Annotated in this window: 22 protein-coding genes; 14 read left to right on the top strand and 8 right to left on the bottom strand. The window is 53.9% G+C overall.

Annotated features, from left to right (window positions below):
• Positions 1-813: 813 nt before the first annotated feature.
• Entirely contained in the window at positions 814-1,629 is an 816-nt protein-coding gene (locus ACT6RZ_RS04840) for an inositol monophosphatase family protein (RefSeq protein WP_444701051.1), read from the bottom strand.
• A gap of 112 nt (positions 1,630-1,741) precedes the next feature.
• On the opposite strand from ACT6RZ_RS04840, the gene ACT6RZ_RS04835 reads away from it, so the two are divergent.
• From ACT6RZ_RS04835 to fdx, 10 genes are all read left to right on the top strand, one after another.
• On the top strand, positions 1,742-2,479 hold the full coding sequence (locus ACT6RZ_RS04835; RefSeq protein WP_444701050.1) for an RNA methyltransferase: 738 nt from the start codon (positions 1,742-1,744) through the stop codon (positions 2,477-2,479).
• A gap of 146 nt (positions 2,480-2,625) precedes the next feature.
• Positions 2,626-3,360 (top strand): serine O-acetyltransferase, encoded by a 735-nt coding sequence (gene cysE / locus ACT6RZ_RS04830; RefSeq protein WP_444701049.1) that lies wholly within the window; start codon positions 2,626-2,628, stop codon positions 3,358-3,360.
• A gap of 130 nt (positions 3,361-3,490) precedes the next feature.
• A complete protein-coding gene (locus ACT6RZ_RS04825; protein ID WP_444701048.1) occupies positions 3,491-3,961 on the top strand; it encodes an Rrf2 family transcriptional regulator in 471 nt (156 codons plus the stop codon).
• Positions 3,962-3,977: 16 nt separating this feature from the next.
• Positions 3,978-5,123 carry a cysteine desulfurase family protein gene (locus ACT6RZ_RS04820; protein WP_444701047.1) on the top strand — a complete coding sequence of 382 codons (1,146 nt, stop codon included), beginning with the start codon at positions 3,978-3,980 and terminating at the stop codon, positions 5,121-5,123.
• Between the two features lie 25 nt (positions 5,124-5,148).
• Entirely contained in the window at positions 5,149-6,366 is a 1,218-nt protein-coding gene (locus tag ACT6RZ_RS04815) for an IscS subfamily cysteine desulfurase (protein WP_444701046.1), read from the top strand.
• A 307-nt stretch (positions 6,367-6,673) separates the two neighbouring features.
• Entirely contained in the window at positions 6,674-7,057 is a 384-nt protein-coding gene (gene iscU, locus ACT6RZ_RS04810; RefSeq protein WP_379055018.1) for a Fe-S cluster assembly scaffold IscU, read from the top strand.
• Position 7,058: 1 nt separating this feature from the next.
• Positions 7,059-7,382, top strand: a complete 324-nt coding sequence (iscA, locus tag ACT6RZ_RS04805; RefSeq protein WP_379055016.1) for an iron-sulfur cluster assembly protein IscA — start codon at positions 7,059-7,061, stop codon at positions 7,380-7,382.
• 88 nt (positions 7,383-7,470) lie between these two features.
• Positions 7,471-7,983 (top strand): Fe-S protein assembly co-chaperone HscB, encoded by a 513-nt coding sequence (hscB, locus tag ACT6RZ_RS04800; RefSeq protein ID WP_444701045.1) that lies wholly within the window; start codon positions 7,471-7,473, stop codon positions 7,981-7,983.
• A 5-nt stretch (positions 7,984-7,988) separates the two neighbouring features.
• Positions 7,989-9,878, top strand: a complete 1,890-nt coding sequence (gene hscA, locus ACT6RZ_RS04795) for a Fe-S protein assembly chaperone HscA (RefSeq protein WP_444701044.1) — start codon at positions 7,989-7,991, stop codon at positions 9,876-9,878.
• A 1-nt stretch (position 9,879) separates the two neighbouring features.
• Positions 9,880-10,221, top strand: coding sequence for an ISC system 2Fe-2S type ferredoxin (fdx, locus tag ACT6RZ_RS04790; RefSeq protein ID WP_444701043.1), 342 nt, complete (start codon positions 9,880-9,882; stop codon positions 10,219-10,221).
• A gap of 79 nt (positions 10,222-10,300) precedes the next feature.
• On the opposite strand, the gene ACT6RZ_RS04785 is transcribed toward fdx, so the two are convergent.
• From ACT6RZ_RS04785 to ACT6RZ_RS04770, 4 genes are all read right to left on the bottom strand, one after another.
• The gene (locus ACT6RZ_RS04785; protein ID WP_444701042.1) at positions 10,301-10,945 is read right to left on the bottom strand and encodes a carbonic anhydrase; all 645 of its coding nucleotides are present in this window, start codon (positions 10,943-10,945) and stop codon (positions 10,301-10,303) included.
• A gap of 74 nt (positions 10,946-11,019) precedes the next feature.
• Positions 11,020-12,606 (bottom strand): SulP family inorganic anion transporter, encoded by a 1,587-nt coding sequence (locus ACT6RZ_RS04780; protein WP_444701041.1) that lies wholly within the window; start codon positions 12,604-12,606, stop codon positions 11,020-11,022.
• 142 nt (positions 12,607-12,748) lie between these two features.
• On the bottom strand, positions 12,749-13,039 hold the full coding sequence (locus tag ACT6RZ_RS04775) for a hypothetical protein (RefSeq protein ID WP_444701040.1): 291 nt from the start codon (positions 13,037-13,039) through the stop codon (positions 12,749-12,751).
• 96 nt (positions 13,040-13,135) lie between these two features.
• Positions 13,136-13,405 (bottom strand): hypothetical protein, encoded by a 270-nt coding sequence (locus ACT6RZ_RS04770; protein ID WP_444701039.1) that lies wholly within the window; start codon positions 13,403-13,405, stop codon positions 13,136-13,138.
• A 140-nt stretch (positions 13,406-13,545) separates the two neighbouring features.
• Between ACT6RZ_RS04770 and ACT6RZ_RS04765 the strand changes: the two genes are divergently transcribed.
• The 4 genes from ACT6RZ_RS04765 (at position 13,546) to ACT6RZ_RS04750 (ending at position 17,212) form a co-directional block, all read left to right on the top strand.
• Positions 13,546-14,313 carry a LuxR C-terminal-related transcriptional regulator gene (locus ACT6RZ_RS04765; RefSeq protein ID WP_444701038.1) on the top strand — a complete coding sequence of 256 codons (768 nt, stop codon included), beginning with the start codon at positions 13,546-13,548 and terminating at the stop codon, positions 14,311-14,313.
• 8 nt (positions 14,314-14,321) lie between these two features.
• The gene (locus ACT6RZ_RS04760; RefSeq protein ID WP_444701056.1) at positions 14,322-16,289 is read left to right on the top strand and encodes an ATP-binding protein; all 1,968 of its coding nucleotides are present in this window, start codon (positions 14,322-14,324) and stop codon (positions 16,287-16,289) included.
• Positions 16,290-16,317: 28 nt separating this feature from the next.
• On the top strand, positions 16,318-16,782 hold the full coding sequence (locus tag ACT6RZ_RS04755; RefSeq protein ID WP_444701037.1) for a response regulator: 465 nt from the start codon (positions 16,318-16,320) through the stop codon (positions 16,780-16,782).
• A gap of 103 nt (positions 16,783-16,885) precedes the next feature.
• Entirely contained in the window at positions 16,886-17,212 is a 327-nt protein-coding gene (locus tag ACT6RZ_RS04750; RefSeq protein ID WP_444701055.1) for a PepSY domain-containing protein, read from the top strand.
• A gap of 33 nt (positions 17,213-17,245) precedes the next feature.
• Here ACT6RZ_RS04750 and ACT6RZ_RS04745 read toward each other — a convergent pair whose 3' ends face one another.
• From ACT6RZ_RS04745 to ACT6RZ_RS04735, 3 genes are read right to left on the bottom strand one after another with little or no spacing between them, the layout of a single operon-like run.
• Positions 17,246-18,592 (bottom strand): sensor histidine kinase, encoded by a 1,347-nt coding sequence (locus ACT6RZ_RS04745; RefSeq protein ID WP_444701036.1) that lies wholly within the window; start codon positions 18,590-18,592, stop codon positions 17,246-17,248.
• On the bottom strand, positions 18,589-19,269 hold the full coding sequence (locus ACT6RZ_RS04740) for a response regulator transcription factor (RefSeq protein ID WP_444701035.1): 681 nt from the start codon (positions 19,267-19,269) through the stop codon (positions 18,589-18,591). Before ACT6RZ_RS04740 ends, ACT6RZ_RS04745 begins: the two co-directional genes overlap by 4 nt.
• Entirely contained in the window at positions 19,269-19,604 is a 336-nt protein-coding gene (locus ACT6RZ_RS04735) for a PepSY domain-containing protein (RefSeq protein ID WP_444701034.1), read from the bottom strand. Before ACT6RZ_RS04735 ends, ACT6RZ_RS04740 begins: the two co-directional genes overlap by 1 nt.
• Positions 19,605-19,673 lie beyond the last annotated feature (69 nt).

Genomic DNA, 19,673 nt, shown 5'->3' with positions numbered 1-19,673 from the left:
TGGGCGTCCAACGAAACTCGCCCTAGCGGCTTGCACACTGCGCAAGCCACCGCGGAACTCGAACAGACGCTGGCCGACCCCTCCCACGCTGACTGCGCTACTCGGCGCGTCAGATAGGGGCCCGTTAAAACCACACGCTCTTAGTTAAACGAGACCCGCCGCATTTATTCCCGCGCGACCAGTGAAATAAAACAAAACAAAAAACCAAAATGAAACAAAACCCACCAACAAACCAAAAGAATTGGTGGGTGGGTTGGTTTTAATCTTGGAAGTTAAGAGGGTTACTAAGCGCCCTGTGCAGTTTGAGCTTCACCAACATCTAAACGTGGTGGTTTTAAACGGGCCCCTATCTGACGCGCCGAGTAGCGGAGTCAAAATAAGGAGGAAGGGAGCGATTGTCTGAGCTCCGCGGTGGCCTGCGTTCTGTGCAGGCCGCTAGGGCGAGTTTCGTGACCGCTTATGCCTAAGTCCGGCAAAGCAACGGACGAAAGTCCTGAGGTGAGCAACGCAGGAAACAAGCGGAAGCTAGGGTGCCCTTTCTTTTGGTTACATTTTCTTTGGGCAAGCAAAGAAAAGTAACTCGCCGAGGGGCGAAATAAAATGCTGAAATCGAGCACTGAAACAAAGTGCTGAACCACCCAAAAACACCAATCAAAACCTCACAGCACATACATCACAAACCCTCGAATGAAACCACGTCAGTCACCCACCGTGCCTTAATTCGTCCTTACATGGCGAGCCAGCTTCGCGCCCAAGCCATCCATAAAAAAACCCGGATATCACTATCCGGGTTTTTTCCAACACTGACCAGACTTACGCCTCCAATGTCGGTGTCTTGATCCGCTCCGTCAAATGCGGCGCGATCACCTGCAACATCTGCCCAAACACCTTAGGGTTGGCCGCGACAATATTGCCAGTGCGCAACCAGCTCTCGTTACCTTCAAAATCGCCGACTATCCCGCCCGCTTCCTGCACCAGCAAAGCGCCGGCAGCAATATCCCAGGGTGACAGGTTGATCTCAAAGAAACCATCAGAAAAGCCTGCCGCTACATAAGCCAGGTCAAGTGCCGCAGAGCCTGGACGGCGCAGACCTGAGGTCTTCTTGGCCATGTCGCGGAAAATATTGATATAGGTTTCAAGGTAGCTGAAATCCTTGAACGGGAAGCCAGTAGATAGCAAAGCTTCTTGTAATCTGGCACGCTGCGTCACACGGATACGACGATTATTCAAAAATGCACCGCTGCCTCTGGTGGCAGTGAACAGGTCATTACGCACCGGGTCATAAATAACCGCTTGTGTGAGCACGCCTTTTTCTTGCAGAGCAATGGAAATACAGTAAGCCGGGAAACCATGCAAAAAGTTGGTGGTGCCATCCAGGGGATCGATAATCCAGATGCTTTCTGCTTCAGAATTGGTTTTACCACTCTCCTCCCCAAAAAAACCATGTTTTGGATAGGCATCTTTCAAGATATCGATGATCGCTTGTTCAGCCCCGCGGTCGACTTCGCTGACGAAGTCGTTGGTATCCTTTTGCTCGATTTTTAAGGCGCCAATATCCTGGGCGGCACGGTTAATGATTTTGCCTGCTTCACGCGCGGCGCGAATGGCGACATTTAGGGTAGGATGCATGCTGTGTTTGGGAGGTTCAACTGATAAAATAGCATTTTAACGTTTAATCATGCGTTCACAAAATGAATTGAATGATTAGGCCTCAGTTTTATGACCTCAAGCAGCCAGACCCATGACCAGCCTCTTTAAGAATATCCGTGTTGTACTTTGCCAGACCAGCCATCCCGGCAACATAGGCTCGACTGCCCGCGCCATGAAAACCATGGGGCTGGACCGTCTTTACCTGGTGCGACCCAAACACTTCCCCGACCCTGAGGCGACCTCACTGGCGGTGAATGCAGCCGGCGTACTTGAAGATGCGGTGGTGACACAAACGCTGGAAGAAGCGCTGGCCGACTGCCAGTTTGTGATCGGTGTCAGCGGCAAGGAGCGCTCACTGTCGCAACAGGTGATGACAGTGCGTGAAGCGGCACAAGTGGTGAACACCACTGCCGGGCACAGCCAGGTCGCGCTGGTCTTCGGCACCGAGATGAGCGGACTCAGCAACGCTGAAGCTGATCTGTGCCATGTATTGGCCACCATTCCCGCCAACCCGGAATACACTTCGCTCAACCTGGCCCAGGCGGTGCAGATCATGAGTTATGAAGTGCGTATGGCGATGACCAGCGGTGAACTGCATTATCAGGAAAAACCTGCCGAGCTGGCAACACAAGATGAGCTGGAACGCTTTTACGAGCATATGCGTGAAGTGCTGGAACACATAGGCTATATCAACCCGCGCGCGCCAAAAAAACTGTTTGAGCGCCTGCGCCGTTTATACGGCCGCACCCGGCTGGAAAAAGAAGAGGTGAATCTGCTGCGCGGCATACTCACGCTGTCGGTCAACCCTAAAAAGCATGACAAATATTAGCCACTCAAGCTAGGCCATCACGCCGAGCGCAGCCAGTTTATGGTTGCGCGTGATCCACCGGGCAGCCTGGCTGCTGCGGGCGCGACCTTGCGACAGGCCAGCGCCGGCTTTGCAGTAGTCGCAACAACTTATGGCATAATGCGCGCATGTTTGATCACCTCAAAGAAGATATCTCGATTGTGTTTGACCGCGACCCCGCGGCACGCACCCATTTTGAGATCCTGACGACTTATCCGGGCGTACACGCCCTGATCATCCACCGCCTCAGCCACTGGCTATGGACCCACCGCCTATACTGGTTCGGTCGCCTGTTATCGCATTTCGCGCGCTGGATCACCGGCATAGAGATACACCCCGGCGCAGTGATAGGTCACCGCGTGTTTATCGATCATGGCATGGGCGTGGTGATAGGTGAAACCGCCATTATCGGCGATGACTGCACCTTGTATCACGGCGTCACCCTGGGCGGCACCAGCTGGAATAAAGGCAAACGCCACCCGACGCTGGAAACCGGCGTGGTGATAGGTGCCGGTGCGAAAGTGCTGGGCCCTATCACCATAGGCAAAAATGCCAAGATAGGCTCCAATGCCGTCGTGGTCAAAGATGTGCCACCAGGGGCGACAGCAGTCGGTATCCCGGCGCGTATCCTGGAAGAAGAAAAAACCAAGCAGCGGCAAAATGCGGCGCAAAAAATGGGTTTTAGCGCCTATGCCGTCGGCAACGATGAGAATGACCCCATGATCAATGCCATCAACAGCCTGCTAGACCATGCGCACAAACAGGAAGCAGAACTGGCAGAACTGAAAGCGCAGCTAGCCAAGCTCAGTGATGCCGAAACCGAGTCTGGTGTCGGTGAAGCTTTCGCCAAGAAACCTGAATAAGAACCATTCCCAACACCAATAGCCATGCGGGTTGCAGCAGGATTTAATCGTTGAACTTTTCGCCCATAATAATTGACTAAATTAGTAGGTTATTATACAATTTGAGTCTGTTTTAAAAGGTGTTACATAGATGCGATTAACCACTAAAGGACGTTTTGCAGTCACAGCCATGCTGGACATAGCGCTTTATGAGGCTGACAAACCGATCACATTGGCTGGTATCAGCGAACGTCAGAGTATCTCCCTCTCCTACCTGGAACAGTTGTTCAGCAGGTTGCGCAAGCAAGGCCTGGTTTCCAGTGTACGTGGCCCAGGTGGCGGTTACCGCATCGCCAAGGCGCATGCCGAGATATCAGTCTCTGACATTATTACCGCAGTGGATGAGCAGATAGACGCTACCCAGTGTGGCGGCAATGAAGATTGCCATGATGAAGGTCGCTGCATGACACACGAACTCTGGGCTTCGCTGAATGGCAAGATACTGGATTACCTGTCTGGCGTGAGTTTGGCCGACATGGTTGAGATGCAGAAGAAAAAAGGCGCGGGCACCGTGCATTTTTCACCACGCAAATGTGGTTCTGACGCCACACTTGCAGCTTAAGGCTGAACAGATACGCATGAGCACGGTTTATCTTGACCATAACAGCACAACCGCCTTGAAACCTCAGGTTTTACAGGCCATGCTGCCGTGGTTGACTGAAACAACAGGCAACGCCACCAGCCGCCACATATTTGGCCGCAATGCCCGCGATGCGGTTGAAGCAGCCAGAAAACAGATCGCGGACTGTGTAGGTGTGCAGGCATCACAGGTGGTGTTTACCTCAGGTGGCACCGAAGCCAATAACTTCGCCATCAAAGGCATAGCGGCCAACCTGGCGCCTGCGCAATTGCTGGTCAGTGCCATTGAGCACCCTTGCGTATCGCGCCCGGCACTATCCTTAGCCTGGCAGCAGTGGCAGGTGCAAACGCTGCAGGTCGATGCAAACGGTGTGATAGACCTGGCAGATGCCGAACAAAAGTTATCAACCCGCACCGGCCTGGTTTCAGCCATGCTGGCCAACAATGAGACTGGTGCGCTACAACCGATCGCCGAACTCGCTGCACTGGCAAAAGCGCATGGTGCCTTGTGCCATACCGATGCAGTACAGGCATTTGGCAAGCTGGCGGTAGATTTTAGTGCGCTGGGTGTCAGTGCCATGACCATCTCCAGCCACAAGATAGGTGGCCCGGTGGGTGTAGGTGCTCTGATACTGGACAAGCGCGTGGATATCGCCCCGCTGCTGCATGGAGGTGGCCAGGAGCGTGGCCTGCGCAGTGGCACCGAGAATGTGGCAGGTATCGTAGGCTTTGCGGCAGCTTGCAGAATAGCAGTAGAGACATTGAAAACGCGTAGCGCGACCCAAACTAACTTACGTGGGCAGCTTGAAGCCGGCCTGCAGGCATTGGGTGCGACTATGTTTGGCCAGCAGGCCAGCAGGTTGCCTAACACCAGTTTTTTTGCCATCCCCAATATCGAGGGTGAAACGCTGGTAACGGCACTGGATAAAGCCGGCTTTGCCGTGGCAAGCGGTTCAGCCTGTTCCAGTGACAGCACAGAACCCAGCCATGTATTACTGGCTATGGGTGTAGAAGCAGACCTGGCACGCGGTGCAGTGCGCGTCAGCGTCAGTGACAGCAATAGCGAAGCTGAAATACAGGGATTTTTAAAAGCGTTGCAGCAAGAAGTGAAACGCTTAAAAGGATTAAGTGCCGTTGCGGCATAAGATTTTTATTGAAAGAGCATGAAACATGTCTGATAGAAAGCCGATTTACCTGGATTACTCTGCGACCACACCGGTAGACCCGCGTGTTGCGCAAATCATGATCCCTTTTTTGACCGAAGACTATGGCAACCCTGCTTCACGCAGCCATCCATATGGCTGGACAGCCGAAAAAGCGGTTGAGAACGCACGTGAAGAAGTGGCCAAACTGGTGAATGCCGACCCACGCGAGATCGTGTGGACCTCGGGCGCCACCGAGTCGAACAACCTGGCCATCAAAGGCGCCGCCCACTTTTATGCCGGCGGCAAAGGCAAGCACATCATCACGGCAGCGACTGAACACAAAGCGGTACTGGATACCGTGCGTGAACTTGAGCGTGAAGGTTACGAAGCCACCTATCTGCAACCAGAAGCGGATGGCCTGATCAATATAGAGACGTTCAAGGCCGCTATCCGCCCTGATACAGTATTGGCTTCCATCATGCTGGTGAACAACGAGATCGGCGTGATCCAGGATATTGAAGCACTGGGCAATGTTTGCCGTGCCAATAATGTGATCTTCCACGTAGACGCCGCGCAAGCAACCGGCAAAGTGGTGATAGACCTGGAAAAACTGCCAGTCGACCTGATGAGCTTTTCTGCGCACAAAACCTATGGTCCTAAAGGCATAGGTGCACTATACGTGCGTCGCAAGCCACGTATCCGTATTGAAGCGCAAATGCACGGCGGCGGTCATGAGCGCGGCATGCGTTCCGGCACCCTGGCTACCCACCAGATCGCCGGCATGGGCGAAGCCTTCCGCATCGCACGTGAAGAAATGGCCAGTGAGAACGAGCGTATCCGCATCTTGCGTGACCGCCTGCTGCACGGCCTGCTGGATATAGAAGAAACTTACGTCAACGGTGACCTGGACAACCGCGTACCGCATAACCTCAATGTCAGCTTCAACTTTGTTGAAGGCGAGTCACTGATCATGGCGATCAAGGACATCGCGGTGTCATCTGGTTCTGCGTGTACTTCAGCCAGCCTGGAGCCTAGCTACGTTTTGCGTGCATTAGGCCGTTCAGATGAGCTGGCACATAGCTCTATCCGCTTCAGCATAGGCCGCTTCACTACCGAAGCCGATGTGGATTACACGATCAACCTGCTCAAGAGCAAGATCGACAAGTTACGTGAACTCTCGCCATTGTGGGAGATGTTTAAAGACGGCATTGATCTGTCCAAAGTAGAATGGGCCGAACATTAAAAATTGATCTCTGACCGCCTGGCGGCGTTGTCAGATAGCTTGTTTAGAAAAACTAAACGGCGCTATCCTCCGCCTTGCCAGACAATCAGATCTTCAATTTTTTGATGTATTAAAACGCGATACGAAATCAAGGCGGCAAGCCGAAGTTGGTGCTGCTAACCAAGATTTTTAGGAAACATAGGCAATTTAATTAAAAATTAAAAGGCGAAACAAAATCAAGGCGGTGAGGCGCAGACAGTACGTTTAGTACGGCAAGCCGAACCAACGCAGAGTTTGTGAAGCATTTTAATTTTTCGAGGAGTGTGAAATGGCATATAGCGACAAGGTACTGGACCACTACGAAAACCCACGTAACGTTGGTTCTCTGGATAAAAACGACCCTACGGTAGGCACCGGCATGGTGGGTGCACCGGCTTGCGGCGACGTGATGAAGCTGCAGATCAAGGTCAATACGGCTGGCGTGATCGAAGACGCCAAGTTCAAGACTTATGGTTGCGGTTCTGCGATCGCTTCCAGCTCACTGGTGACCGAATGGTTAAAAGGCAAGACACTGGACCAGGCGCAGGAAATCAAGAATTCGGCCATTGCTGAAGAGTTGGCGTTGCCACCAGTCAAGATCCACTGCTCAGTGCTGGCAGAAGATGCGATTAAATCTGCGATTGCTGACCTGAAATCCAAACAAGGTAAATAAGATGGCGATCACCCTGACAGAAACTGCAGCTCAACGCGTAGAAAAATTCCTGGCCAACCGTGGCAAGGGGATAGGCTTGCGCCTGGGCGTGAAAACCACCGGCTGTTCCGGCATGGCTTACACACTGGAATTTGTCGATGACATGCAGCCGGAAGACAGCATGTTTGAAAGTTATGGGGTGAAAGTGATCGTAGATCCGAAAAGCCTGGTGTATATCGATGGCACCGAGCTGGATTTCACCAAGGAGGGCTTGAACGAAGGCTTCAAGTTCAACAACCCGAATGTGAAAGATGAGTGTGGTTGCGGCGAGTCATTCACGGTTTAAGCCGGGTTTTGAGTTGCTGCTATCACTGCTGGCCTGGTCTGACTTAACGCCAGACCTCGCATAATCTTTTTTGCTTCCATTGCTCACCATGCAAAATTACTTTGCCTTGTTCCAGCTGCCACAGCAGTTCGATATCGAGCCAGCGACGCTGGATACAAACTACCGTAAATTGCTGGCTGAAGTGCATCCGGACCGGTTTGTGAATGCCTCTGCGGCAGAGCGCATGCAGTCCATGCAACAAGCCACTTTAGCCAATGAAGCTTATAGGACACTGAAACAGCCGACCGCGCGCGCCAGGTATTTATTGCAACTGGCGGGGGTCACGACTGACGAAGAGAATAACACCGCCATGCCTGCTGATTTCCTGATGGCGCAGATGGAATGGCGCGAAGCGATGGACGATGCCAGGTTTGCCAAAGATATCGCCGCGCTGGATGCGCTGCTGGCAGACATGAAAGCGCAAGCGCAAGCCCTGCAACAGCTGGTGGCAGACCAGATCACCCAGGCGCCTGACCAGGCCGCCATGACAGTCCGCAAACTGCAGTTTATTGATAAAGTGAGTGGTGATGTGCATGCATTGATCGCTCAGTTGGAAGATTAAGTTTCATGGCCTTATTACAGATTTCCGAACCCGGTATGTCCCCTGCCCCGCACCAGCACAAGCTGGCGGCAGGCATAGACCTGGGCACGACCAACTCGCTGGTGGCGACGGTGCGCAGCGGCATGAGTACGGTACTGCATGATGAGCATGGCCATGCCCTGCTGCCTTCCGTGGTGCGTTATCTGCAGGATGCAGTCATCGTTGGCCACGAGGCACAGGCAGCGCAAAGCCAGGACCCGGTCAATACCATAGTCTCGGTCAAACGCTTTATGGGCCGCGCTTTAAACGATATCACCGACAGAGCGCATATTCCTTACCATTTTGTCGAGAATGCTTCTTCGCAAGGCATACTGGAGCTGAAAACCCGGGCCGGCCTGAAAAGCCCGGTAGAGATCTCGGCTGATATCCTGAAAACGTTGAAGATACGCGCCGAGAAAGCCCTGGGCGGCGAACTCACAGGCGTGGTAGTCACCGTACCAGCTTACTTTGACGATGCGCAACGCCAGGCGACCAAAGATGCCGCCAGACTGGCAGGCCTGAATGTATTACGTTTGCTGAACGAGCCCACTGCTGCTGCGGTCGCCTACGGCCTGGATAATGCCGCCGAAGGCATTTATGTGATTTATGACCTTGGCGGTGGCACCTTCGATATCTCTATCCTGCGTCTGAGCAAAGGCATCTTTGAAGTCCTCGCCACCAACGGGGACTCAGCGCTGGGCGGTGATGATTTCGATCACCGTATCTATTGCTGGGTGCTGGACCAGGTGCGCAGCAAAACGGACGACTTCAAGCCGCTGACTGAGGGCGACACGCGCTTGCTGCTGACCAAATCGCGCCAGGCCAAAGAATGGCTGACCGACAATCATGAAGCGAATATCCTGTGCAAACTCAGCAATGGTGCGCTGGTTGATGAAACGCTGACCGTGACCCAATTTATCAGCCTGACCGACAATCTGGTCAGCAAGACCTTGAGCCCTACCCGCAAAGCCATGCGCGATGCCGGCCTGAGCGTGCAAGACATCAATGGCGTGGTGCTGGTAGGTGGCGCCACGCGCATGCCACATATACGCCATGCAGTGCAGGCGTTCTTTCAGCAGGAGCCGCTCACCAATCTCGACCCCGACAAAGTCGTTGCCCTGGGCGCCGCGATACAGGCCAATGTGCTGGCCGGCAACCGCAGCGAAGAAGACCTGTTGCTGCTGGATGTGACGCCTTTGTCACTGGGACTGGAAACCATGGGTGGTCTGGTGGAAAAAGTCATTCCCCGCAACTCGACGCTGCCGATCGCGCGCGCGCAGGATTTCACCACCTATAAAGATGGCCAGACCGCAATGGCGATACACGTGGTGCAAGGTGAACGTGAACTGGTCGCCGATTGCAGGTCACTGGCCCGCTTTGAGTTGCGTGGCATCCCGGCCATGGCGGCCGGTGCCGCACGCATACGCGTGACTTTCCAGGTCGATGCTGATGGCCTGCTTTCTGTCACTGCGCGCGAGCAGACCAGCGGCGTTGAAGCCAATATCACGGTCAAGCCCTCTTATGGCCTGAATGAAGACCAGATCACCAGCATGCTCAGGGATTCATTCGGCGCCGCCGAAAGTGACAAGGCCGCACGCATGTTGCGTGAAGCCACTGTCGATGCACAACGCCTGATAGAAGCGATACAGGCGGCGCTGGCTGAAGATGGCGCCACCTTGCTCACCCAGGCAGAGCGTGACAGCATACAGGCGCATCTGGATGCCTTGCACAGCTTGTGCCAGGGCAGCGACAGCCTGGCCATCAAACATGGCACCGAAGCATTGAACCATGCGACTGAAGACTTTGCCGCCAAACGCATGGACGCCTCTGTACAAAAAGCCCTCGCGGGTAAAAACCTGGACTCACTGGAACTGTAATATGCCTAAAATCACCATACTTCCGCACGCTGAACTCTGCCCAGAAGGCGCAGTGATAGAGGCTGCGCAAGGCACCTCAATCTGTGACGCGCTACATAATCATGATATTGATATCGACAGCGCCTGTGGCGGTGTCTGCGCCTGTACCACTTGCCATGTCGTGGTGCGCGAAGGCTTTAAGACCCTGAACGAGATTGAAGAAGACGAAGAAGACATGCTGGACCGCGCCTGGGGCTTGCAGCCCTTCTCGCGCCTCTCCTGCCAGGCTATTCTGCAGGAAGCCGATGTGACGGTGGAGATCCCCAAATACAGTATCAACCTGGCCAAAGAAGGCCACCAGTAAAAAAATAGATGCATAAAAAAGCCGATGTGAACATCGGCTTTTTTATTCATACGCTACTCTTGGACTAAACGACGCTGAACTAGCCGACGTAAGTATCATCCAGGAATTTTACCTTGCCGTTAGAGATGTCGTAGATGGCACCGACGATGGCGATCTGCTTGCTTTGTATCATGTCATCCACGATATCGCTGCTGCGTATGATGGTATCTATCTGGTACCTGACACTTAATTCGTTGATCTTTTCTACAAAGTCAGGGTTCTTGGAATTACGTTGTGCTGCATCGGTCACGCTTTTTTCATGACGGATCGCCGGTTTGATCAGGTTGATGATCTCGCCGATATGGCCATCTTTAAAGTCATCACATGCGGCTTTCACCGCGCCGCAAGAGGTATGGCCCATGACCACGATCAGTTTGCTGCCCAGGTATTTGCTGGCGAATTCCAGGCTGCCCATGGCTTTGTCTGAGGCGATATTACCAGCCAGGCGCACACTGAAGATATCACCCAGTGCCTGATCGAACAGCAACTCTACCGGTGCACGCGAATCGCTGCAACTGAGGAAAGAGGCGAACGGATGCTGCTTGTCCTTGGTGATCTGTATCAGTGCCTTGAAGTCTTTTTCATCTTCGACATCTGAGGTAAAACGGCGGTTACCTTCTATCAGTATATCCAGCGCTTCACGCGGTGTCATTTTGTCACGGTCCAGTAATGGGTGTTTGTACATGCTATATCCTCTAATGAATTATTGTATAGGCAGGGCACCCGGGCCCTGCTTCTGACTAATGCGCCTGCTTCTGCTTAATGACCTAGCAGATGCTTGGGCGGGTTGAACGCAATGGTCTCTACGGTGATGTTTTTCAGCTTGGCATGTTGCTGGTAGCCATGGATGAACTCCACCACATCGTAGGCGATCGCTTTGCTGTTGGTGCAATCGATGATGACCTTGCTATTCGGCGGGATCGCTTCCAGCACTTCCAGGATGCTGGCCTTGTTAAAGAAAGACACTTCTTCGGCCAACGCCAGCTCGTACACGTCCTGACCATCTTTAGTGGTGCGTGTCTGCTTGATGTAATGCGAGTTACGATAGCTGTGGTGCAGGGTGAAAAAGATCGCCACTACTAAACCCAGGCCTATCCCGGTCAGCAGATCGGTGAATACGATCGCCACTATGGTGGCAATAAACGGAATGAACTGTTCCCAACCCAGGGCATAAAGTTGCTTGAACAGGCTGGGTTTAGCCAGTTTGTAGCCGACCATGATCAAAATAGTCGCCAGGCTGGCCAGCGGGATCAGGTTGAGAAAGCTGGCGATGGTGATGGCACTCAACAATAACCAGAAACCATGCAGGATGGCAGAGACTTTGGTTTGCGCGCCAAAAGTGATATTGGCACTACTGCGCACTATCACCTGGGTGACGGGTAAACCGCCGATCAGGCCGGATACGATATTGCCCAGCCCTTGCGCCTTAAGCTCACGGTTGGTCGGTGTCACACGTTTTAATACATCCAGCTTGTCAGTTGCTTCTACGCACAGCAGGGTCTCCAGACTGGCGACTATCGCCATGACCAGAGCGGTTTTGATCACCAGCGGTTGCGCGATCTGGCTGAAATCGGGGTGGGTAAAGAAACTGGTGAACTCGCCCAGGCTACCCGCCACCGGCAAACGTACGATCTGGTCTTCTGCCAGCGTGAAATTCAACCAGCCGCGCATAAAGGCGATGTTGAACAGGATACCGACCAGCACCACCACGATAGGCCCTTGCAGCAACTGGAATACCCTGTGTTTTTTGGTCAGCACGGTGTCCCACAGGATCAGGATGGCGAAAGAAACCGCAGCGATCAGCACCGCGCCTGGCGTCAGCAAGTCCCATGCCTGCAAGATATCGCTGAAGGTATTGTGGCCGTCAAATGCATCAAATGACTCGTCACCTTCGAAATCAGCATCGTAACCAAAGGCATGCGGGATCTGCTTGAGTATGATCAGCAAACCAATGCCGGTCAGCATGCCGGTGATGACTGAGGAAGGCACGAAATAGGCGATGAACCCGGCCTTGAACTGCCCGAGTAAAAACTGGAATACACCAGCCAACACCACAGCGGCGAGAAACACTTCATAAGAGCCAAGATTGCCTATCGCGGCCATCACGATCACCGCCAGACCGGCAGCCGGGCCACTCACCCCCAGTTGCGAGCCACTGGCCAGGCCGACGACGATACCGCCGACTATGCCGGCGATCACACCTGAGAACAATGGCGCGCCAGAAGCCAGCGCAATACCCAGGCACAGCGGCAGCGCGACAAAGAACACGACGATAGAAGCCGGCAAGTCCCGGTTAAAATGCTTAAACAGGTCGAAAAAATTCGACCTTGATGGTGCAGCGGACATAGTGTTTTTCCTTCACAAATGAAACAATTTTTGGTTATATTATTATCGTTAATTATAATTAATTTTCTAATTATGCCACATACACAAAACCCCGCACGCGTGCGGGGTAGTGAGAACTTTTAAAACTGAACTGGCTTTACAATCAGTCTCTGGGTGTATCAGCAACGTAAGGACGTTTGCCGATAAAGTTTAAACGCAGTTGCTGGTGTTTATCAAACCCTTTGTCCGGCTTGTCAGTCACGATGCCTGCGCCTTCCCATTTATCTTCAGCACTCTGCTGTTTGGCAACAGGTGTTTTGCTGTAAGGACGCTGGCTGCTGAAGTTCTTGTGATGCAAAGTACGTACATCATTATCCTGCGCTTGTGTTTCATCTGCATGAACATTCGCCTGCAAACCGAATGAAACCAATAATACCAATAATAATCTGCTCATTTCATACTCCTTTATCATTTGATCTTAGCCTTAGCCTTGATGCGTCCTGCATAAGGCCTGGCAACATTATGTGCCAGCAACCTTACGCGACTCTGACTACAGCGGACGCTTGCCGATAGAGTGCATTCTCAATAATTGCAGGTGTTTTTCTTTCTGCTCCTGACCCGCTGTCATTGAAGCACCTACCCAGCCCTGTTCAGCATCAGCCTTGTTCGCCACCACTACTGGTGCCTGGTAAGGGCGTTTGCTCAGAAACTGCTGATGATGCACTTTAGATTCCACTGCCACTTCTTCATCTTGTGCATGTACTGGTGACACAGCTACCAGACCAAATACCATTAATACTGCAGCATATACGTTACGCATGTTGTTTCTCCTTGTCATTGTTGGTTGGACATTCATATTTCGTTTGTGTTTTAACTGATTCATCATGGTTCGCATTTTGCACCTGCCATGGCAACAAAAAATCTACCGATATAGGTAGTTCGGTATATACTTAACGGCATATGCCGAATGACAGCCCCACCCCAGCAGCCGAGAGTGCATTTGCCCTGCGCAGCGCCCTCAAACAGAACCAGGCGCAGATGGCGCAGGACAAACTGTTCGAAAAATTCGGCCAGCAATTATTCGTTTCCGGCTGGTCTACCGAGTTATTGCAGTGGTTGCTCGATGAGATCTGCCTGCAATTCGGCGCACAGCATGGCCTGATCAGCCAGCAACATGGCGGCGCCCTGAAAATACTGGCGCAGCGTGGCAAGAGCTTCCCGGTCGGCGCGCGCATACCCATGCTAGGCGCGCTGGGCCAATGGCTAAAAGAGCCTGTGCGTTTTGAAGTGCACGCGCAATATGTACCGAGCCTGTGGACATTGCCCACGCCAGTAGAGGCGAATATCCATTGCTACCAGTTGCCTATCGCCTGCCAGCAACGCGCAGTCGGCTTGCTGGCGCTGGTCACAGGCAACCCCTTGAGCCAGAACAGCTTGCAGATCCTGTATAGCCTGTGCGGCATGCTGGGTTTTGCCCTGTATGGCCAGGCCCAGGCCAGCAGCGTGATCGATGATAGTTATATGCAAAAACTGACGCCACGCGAGCGCGAGGTATTCGCTTTATTACCTTCCGGCGCCAGCAATGCCCTGTTAGCCGCCAAACTCGGCATCTCGCCCGGCACAGTCAAGATCCATATCGAACGCATACTCAGCAAGCTGGATCTGAATGACCGCACGCAGGCCGCCGTCAAGGCCGTAGAAGCCGGGTTTAAAAGTGATGGATTGTGATCACTGACATGCCTTTCCGTCACCTGAAGATCTTCAGTTACCTGAACCAACTATGGCAAGACGCGCCTTTGACCATCAAGGGCATCATCCTCAACACCCTGCCGCTGACGGTTTTGCTGGCTTCGCTGGCACTGATCTTTGAAAGTGAGCAACAGGCTGCCCTGCTGGAACGGCGCGTGCAGAATGCCTTGCAGATACAGCAAGATATCCAGACCCTGCAAACCCAGTTACTGGAAGCTTCGACCGGGGTGCGCGATTACCTGCTTACCGATAACAGCCAGTTCCTGTCCGGCTATGAAAGTGCCAAGCAGGCCATGCCGCAGTTGCTGAACTCACTGGAGCTGCGGCTGGATGACCAGGCACAACAGAAACTGCTACTGGTGATACACCCGCTGGTACAAAAAAACCTGAATGACCTGGCCGCGCTGGCCAGCAATACCGAGAAAGAAGCCAACGAAGAACTGATACGCAAATTCAGCTCGCAAGGGGCGGCGCTCAACCAGCTGCGTACCCATCTGGACCAGATGAGTTTGCGCGAATCACGCATCGTAGACCAGGATAAAAAAGAAGTCATTTATGAGCGCAAGCGTAACCTGCGCATCACCCTGATGGCGGTGATCGCCGGGGTGTTCGGCTCGCTGCTGGGTGTATGGGTGTTCACCCAAACCATAGTGGCGCGGGTCAGGACCATACGTGACAGCGCCATCCACCTGGTTAAAAGCGAGCCGCTGGCGCTGCCCAGTATCAGCCAGGATGAGCTGGGCGAACTGACCATGGAGCTGGAGCATGCCTCGCAGTTACTGAAAAAAAGCGCGCAGGAAGCACATCTGGCGCGCGTGGAAGCCGAAGAAGCCAGTGCCGCCAAAAGCAATTTCCTGTCGCGCACCAGCCACGAACTGCGCACGCCGCTCAACGCTATCCTCGGCTTCGCGCAGATACTGGAAAATGACCTGCCGGACGGCCGCCAGAAAGACAGTGCCACTCTGATCCACAATGCCGGCCAGCATCTGCTCAAACTGATCAATGAGGTGCTGGATATTTCGCGTATAGAAAGCGGTGATATCGGCATGTCTATGGAGGTGATCGCGCTCAACCCCCTGCTGGAAGAAGCCTACCACTACCTCAAGCCACTGGAAAAAGTGCGCGACATGAGCATAGTGACCCGCTTTGAACCTGGCCTGAAAGTGCGCGCCGACCGGCAACGCCTGTTGCAGGTGATACTCAACCTGCTGGCCAATGCACTGAAATATGGGCCGGAAAATACCACAGTCACCGTCAGCGCCTATCGCCAGCAAGGCCAAATCCGCGTCGAGGTGCAGGATCAGGGCACAGGCATAGCGGCAGAACTGCGTTCGCGCCTGTTCACGCCGTTTGACCGCCTGGGCGCAGAACGCACGGTGACCGAAGGCACCGGCCTCGGGCTGGTGCTGAGCAAGCAGCTAATGGACGCCATGGGCGGCCAGATAGGCGTGGCCGAAGATAAAAGCATGTTCTGGTTCAGCCTGCCTGCCAGCGAGGACGACCTGCAGACACAGGCAGCAGCCGAATCTGCCATAGCGCCCGATGTGCAGGCTTATGCGACCGCCCCAGCGCGTAAACGCCATATGCTGTACGTGGAAGACAACCCCAGCAACCAGGCCCTGATGGAAGCCATCATGACCAAGCACAGGCATATCAAGCTGCATATCGCCGCCAGCCTGCAGGAAAGCATGGTCTGGCTGCGTGACATGACGCCTGACCTGTTGCTACTGGACCTCAACCTGCCCGATGGCTCGGGTGAGTCGCTGATACAGCATATCCAGTCACGGCGCGATGACCTGCGCGAGATACCGCTGGTGATACTGAGTGCCGACGCCTTGCCGGAGACCGTGCAGCGCCTGAACGCACTTGGCATCACCCATTATTTCACCAAGCCGTTGAATGTCGCCAGCTTTAACCAGTTACTGCTGAAAATACTGCCAGAACCCAGACCGTGAGTACAGAACGCCATGAAAATTGAACGCCATGAATATTGAACAATTGCGCGCCTCCAAGATCCTGATCATAGACGATGCCGAAGCCAACCTGCGGCTGCTGGAAGAGTTGCTGACTAAAGAGGGCTTTGAGCAGGTGATCAGCACCACAGACCCGACCAAAACCATGGACCTGGTCAATGCCTTTCAGCCAGACCTGATCCTGCTGGATCTGATGATGCCGGTACTGGATGGCTTTGCCGTGCTGGACCAGTTGTCGCACCATGTCGGCCCGCATGATTTCTTGCCGGTACTGGTGTTGACTGCGGATGCCACGATCGCCACCCGCCGCAAAGCGCTGGCGCTGGGTGCCAAAGACTTCCTGACCAAGCCTTTTGACCATATGGAAGCCATGTTGCGCGTGTGGAACCTGCTGGAAACCCGCTGGCTGTTCAATCAGCTGAAAATGCATCAACCCAGCCTGCATTTGCCTGGCATGAATACGCATAACCCCTGATAAGCGGCAAAAGTCACCTGCAAAATTCAGCGTGAATTAAGGCAAGCAGACTATCGTGATGATTCGATAACTTAAAAATACGGAGATCACGATGAATAACCTTATGCAAACATCCAGCCGCGTGCTGATGCTCAGCCTGCTGTGCACCATGCTGGCCAGCCCACCCGCCATGGCCGATGATGACGGCGACGATATCCAGAAAATGACAGCAACCGCAAAAGCATTTGGCTTTATCTCATGGGAAGAAGCACAAGCTAAAGCGTTAGCAGCCAAACCCGGTGTGGTTAAAGAGGTGGAACTGGAACGCCGAAAATTCAAATCCGGCTACGATTACGAAGTGGAGATCGTAGATGCCAATGGTGCGGAATGGGAAGTCTATATCGACGCCAAAACCGGCAAAGTGAACAGCATCAATCGCGACTGGTTCTGATCTGCGCATCACGTCTGGCGCCTGATGCCTGCGTCAAGCGGGCATCAGACGCAACTGTATACGCAAACCGCCCAGCCGCGCGGAATGGTCCAGCACTATGCTGCCATGGTAATGCAGCACGATATCCTGCACGATGGCCAGGCCCAAACCACTGCCAGGCTTGGATTCATCCATGCGCATGCCACGTTGCAACAGACTGTCCAGTTCCGGCGCGCTGCTGCCGGGGCCGTCATCTTCCACCACTATACTGATGCCGGGCTGACCCGTGACATTCGACTCGGCCTGGATATTTAACTGTACCTGGCCTTTACACCATTTGAAGGCGTTATCCAGCAGATTGCCCAGCAGTTCCAGCATGTCTTCGCGGTCCAGCATCAGCTTGGTCTGGCTATCGTGCTGCCAGGCAAAGGCCACCTGTTTTTCACTGTAGATCTTTTGCAGGGTAGACACTAATTTTGGCACTTCGACCTCTAGATCGGTCTGCTGGCTGCTGTATACATCGCCCATCAGCCGCGCGCGTTTGAGCTCACGCTCCACATCGTGGTGTATCTCTTCTGCGCAGGCTTTCATGGCCTGGCGCAGTTGCGTGATGCCTATCCTGGATTCACTATCAAACAGTAATTGCAGATGTGCCAGCCTGGTTTTGAGTGCATGGGCGAGATTACCTATGGACAAGCGCGAACGCTTGCTTTTCTGGCTGGCGCTTTTCAGGATGCGGTTGAACTCGTTCACCAGCGGCATCACTTCTGCCGGGCCACGGGCATTGATCTGCTGCAATTCACCGCTGGCGACACGCGCCAGGTTCTCCTTGATCTCGTGCAAGGGATGCAGGCTGTTCAGCACTATCCAGCGCTGCAAAACCAGCAGCGCCAGCAGGCCCAGCAACGACAGTGCACCATAGATACCATGGAACACACGCAAACTATGTTGCAGTTCAACCAGGCTTTCAGCGACATAAATGGTGATATTGCGCTGCTGTTTGCGATAGCCGTGACCTAACAGCAACAAAGGCTGGTCTTCGGGGCCGCTGATATGCGACACCTGCTGTTCGCCTACCGTCAGAGGCGTGACCGGCAGAGCTATATCCCAGGCTGAACGCGACTGCAGTTTATGCGCCGCATCGGTCATCAGCACAAAATAGCGACCGGAAAACGGGCGCTGGTAACTGGCGGTCATCAGGCGCTGCTCGAGTACCGGCTGGCCGCGGGCATTGACAGTCACGCCTGCCAGCAGGCCTTCTGCCTCCTGCTGCATGCGTTCAGTCATCTGCGACTGTATCAGATGGTCTATGGTGAATGTCACCACTGCCCACTGCAGGGTGAGCAGGCCGACCAGGCTTAGCGTCAGGCCAAGTGAGAGCTGCCGGCGTAGCGACTTCATGCGCGCGCACTTTCAGGCTCGCTGCCGCCGAACACATAACCCTGCCCGCGCCTGGTCTGGATCTTGTCTACCCCTATCTTCTGGCGCAGGCGATTCACATACACTTCCAGCACATTGCTGTCTTTGTCAGCATCATAGGCATACACATGTTCGGTCAGCTCGCTTTTAGACAGTATGCGCCCCGGATGCAGCATGAAATAGCGTAACAGGCGGAACTCGGTGCCGGTCAGGGCATAAGACTGCGCGCCCAGCCAGACGGTCTGCGTATGTTCATCCAGGCGCAAGCCTTGTGCGGCAAGATCACCGCTGACTATGCCTATACTGCGCTTATGCACGGCGCTAATACGCGCCAGCAGTTCTTCGATATGAAATGGCTTGGTGACATAGTCATCGGCACCCAGGTTAAAGGCTTCCACTTTCTCCTGCCAGTGGCTGCGGGCAGTCAAAACGATCACCGGCATACTCAGGCCCAGAGTGCGCCAGGCGGCCAGCACCTGCAGGCCGGGCAGCCCCGGCAAGCCCAGGTCCAGGATAGCCACATCATACGGTTCCAGGCTGCCTTGCACTCTGGCCTCCTCACCTTGCTGTATCCAGTCGCTGGCATAACCGGCCGCTTTCAGCGACTGTTGCAGGCTGGCGCCCAGCAAAGCATCATCTTCCACCAGCAACAGACGCATCAGTCATCCAGTTCCATTTTTAGCAGCTGGCCAGTTTTGGCATCCAGCTTCAGTTCCCAAACCTGGCTACGCGTATCCAGTATCTCCACTTCGTAGATGTAACGGCCATGTTTTTTCTCCAGTTCCACTTCCAGGATCTCGCCCGCTTTATACGACCTGGCCAATTTGGAGATTTTCTCCAGGCTTAAGATCTGGCCTTTGGCAGACAGTTGCCCGGCACTGGCCGGGCTCTCGCCGGAACCTGCCAGTGGCATCAACCAGCCGCTCGCAGCCACACCGAGTGCCAGGCAAGCCGCCAGCAGCCAGCGACGGGCGCTGGTCGAAAACTTGCGCATATCTTTCCTCAAACCTGGTTGGTCAGCATCCATCATGGCTAAAAGTGTAACAGTAATAGGCTTAAACCA

This window comes from Methylophilus sp. (assembly GCF_052437885.1).
Lineage (GTDB): Bacteria > Pseudomonadota > Gammaproteobacteria > Burkholderiales > Methylophilaceae > Methylophilus.
The sequence above is the reverse complement of the archived record's forward strand: the minus strand, read 5'-3'. Positions and strand labels throughout refer to the sequence as shown.

Bases quoted from the DNA above. Each gene is read 5' to 3' on its own strand.
- ACT6RZ_RS04840 (WP_444701051.1), bottom strand. From the start codon at position 1,629: ATGCATCCTACCCTAAATGTCGCCATTCGCGCCGCGCGTGAAGCAGGC.
- ACT6RZ_RS04835 (WP_444701050.1), top strand. From the start codon at position 1,742: ATGACCAGCCTCTTTAAGAATATCCGTGTTGTACTTTGCCAGACCAGC.
- cysE (WP_444701049.1), top strand. From the start codon at position 2,626: ATGTTTGATCACCTCAAAGAAGATATCTCGATTGTGTTTGACCGCGAC.
- ACT6RZ_RS04825 (WP_444701048.1), top strand. From the start codon at position 3,491: ATGCGATTAACCACTAAAGGACGTTTTGCAGTCACAGCCATGCTGGAC.
- ACT6RZ_RS04820 (WP_444701047.1), top strand. From the start codon at position 3,978: ATGAGCACGGTTTATCTTGACCATAACAGCACAACCGCCTTGAAACCT.
- ACT6RZ_RS04815 (WP_444701046.1), top strand. From the start codon at position 5,149: ATGTCTGATAGAAAGCCGATTTACCTGGATTACTCTGCGACCACACCG.
- iscU (WP_379055018.1), top strand. From the start codon at position 6,674: ATGGCATATAGCGACAAGGTACTGGACCACTACGAAAACCCACGTAAC.
- iscA (WP_379055016.1), top strand. From the start codon at position 7,059: ATGGCGATCACCCTGACAGAAACTGCAGCTCAACGCGTAGAAAAATTC.
- hscB (WP_444701045.1), top strand. From the start codon at position 7,471: ATGCAAAATTACTTTGCCTTGTTCCAGCTGCCACAGCAGTTCGATATC.
- hscA (WP_444701044.1), top strand. From the start codon at position 7,989: ATGGCCTTATTACAGATTTCCGAACCCGGTATGTCCCCTGCCCCGCAC.
- fdx (WP_444701043.1), top strand. From the start codon at position 9,880: ATGCCTAAAATCACCATACTTCCGCACGCTGAACTCTGCCCAGAAGGC.
- ACT6RZ_RS04785 (WP_444701042.1), bottom strand. From the start codon at position 10,945: ATGTACAAACACCCATTACTGGACCGTGACAAAATGACACCGCGTGAA.
- ACT6RZ_RS04780 (WP_444701041.1), bottom strand. From the start codon at position 12,606: ATGTCCGCTGCACCATCAAGGTCGAATTTTTTCGACCTGTTTAAGCAT.
- ACT6RZ_RS04775 (WP_444701040.1), bottom strand. From the start codon at position 13,039: ATGAGCAGATTATTATTGGTATTATTGGTTTCATTCGGTTTGCAGGCG.
- ACT6RZ_RS04770 (WP_444701039.1), bottom strand. From the start codon at position 13,405: ATGCGTAACGTATATGCTGCAGTATTAATGGTATTTGGTCTGGTAGCT.
- ACT6RZ_RS04765 (WP_444701038.1), top strand. From the start codon at position 13,546: ATGCCGAATGACAGCCCCACCCCAGCAGCCGAGAGTGCATTTGCCCTG.
- ACT6RZ_RS04760 (WP_444701056.1), top strand. From the start codon at position 14,322: ATGCCTTTCCGTCACCTGAAGATCTTCAGTTACCTGAACCAACTATGG.
- ACT6RZ_RS04755 (WP_444701037.1), top strand. From the start codon at position 16,318: ATGAATATTGAACAATTGCGCGCCTCCAAGATCCTGATCATAGACGAT.
- ACT6RZ_RS04750 (WP_444701055.1), top strand. From the start codon at position 16,886: ATGCAAACATCCAGCCGCGTGCTGATGCTCAGCCTGCTGTGCACCATG.
- ACT6RZ_RS04745 (WP_444701036.1), bottom strand. From the start codon at position 18,592: ATGAAGTCGCTACGCCGGCAGCTCTCACTTGGCCTGACGCTAAGCCTG.
- ACT6RZ_RS04740 (WP_444701035.1), bottom strand. From the start codon at position 19,269: ATGCGTCTGTTGCTGGTGGAAGATGATGCTTTGCTGGGCGCCAGCCTG.
- ACT6RZ_RS04735 (WP_444701034.1), bottom strand. From the start codon at position 19,604: ATGCGCAAGTTTTCGACCAGCGCCCGTCGCTGGCTGCTGGCGGCTTGC.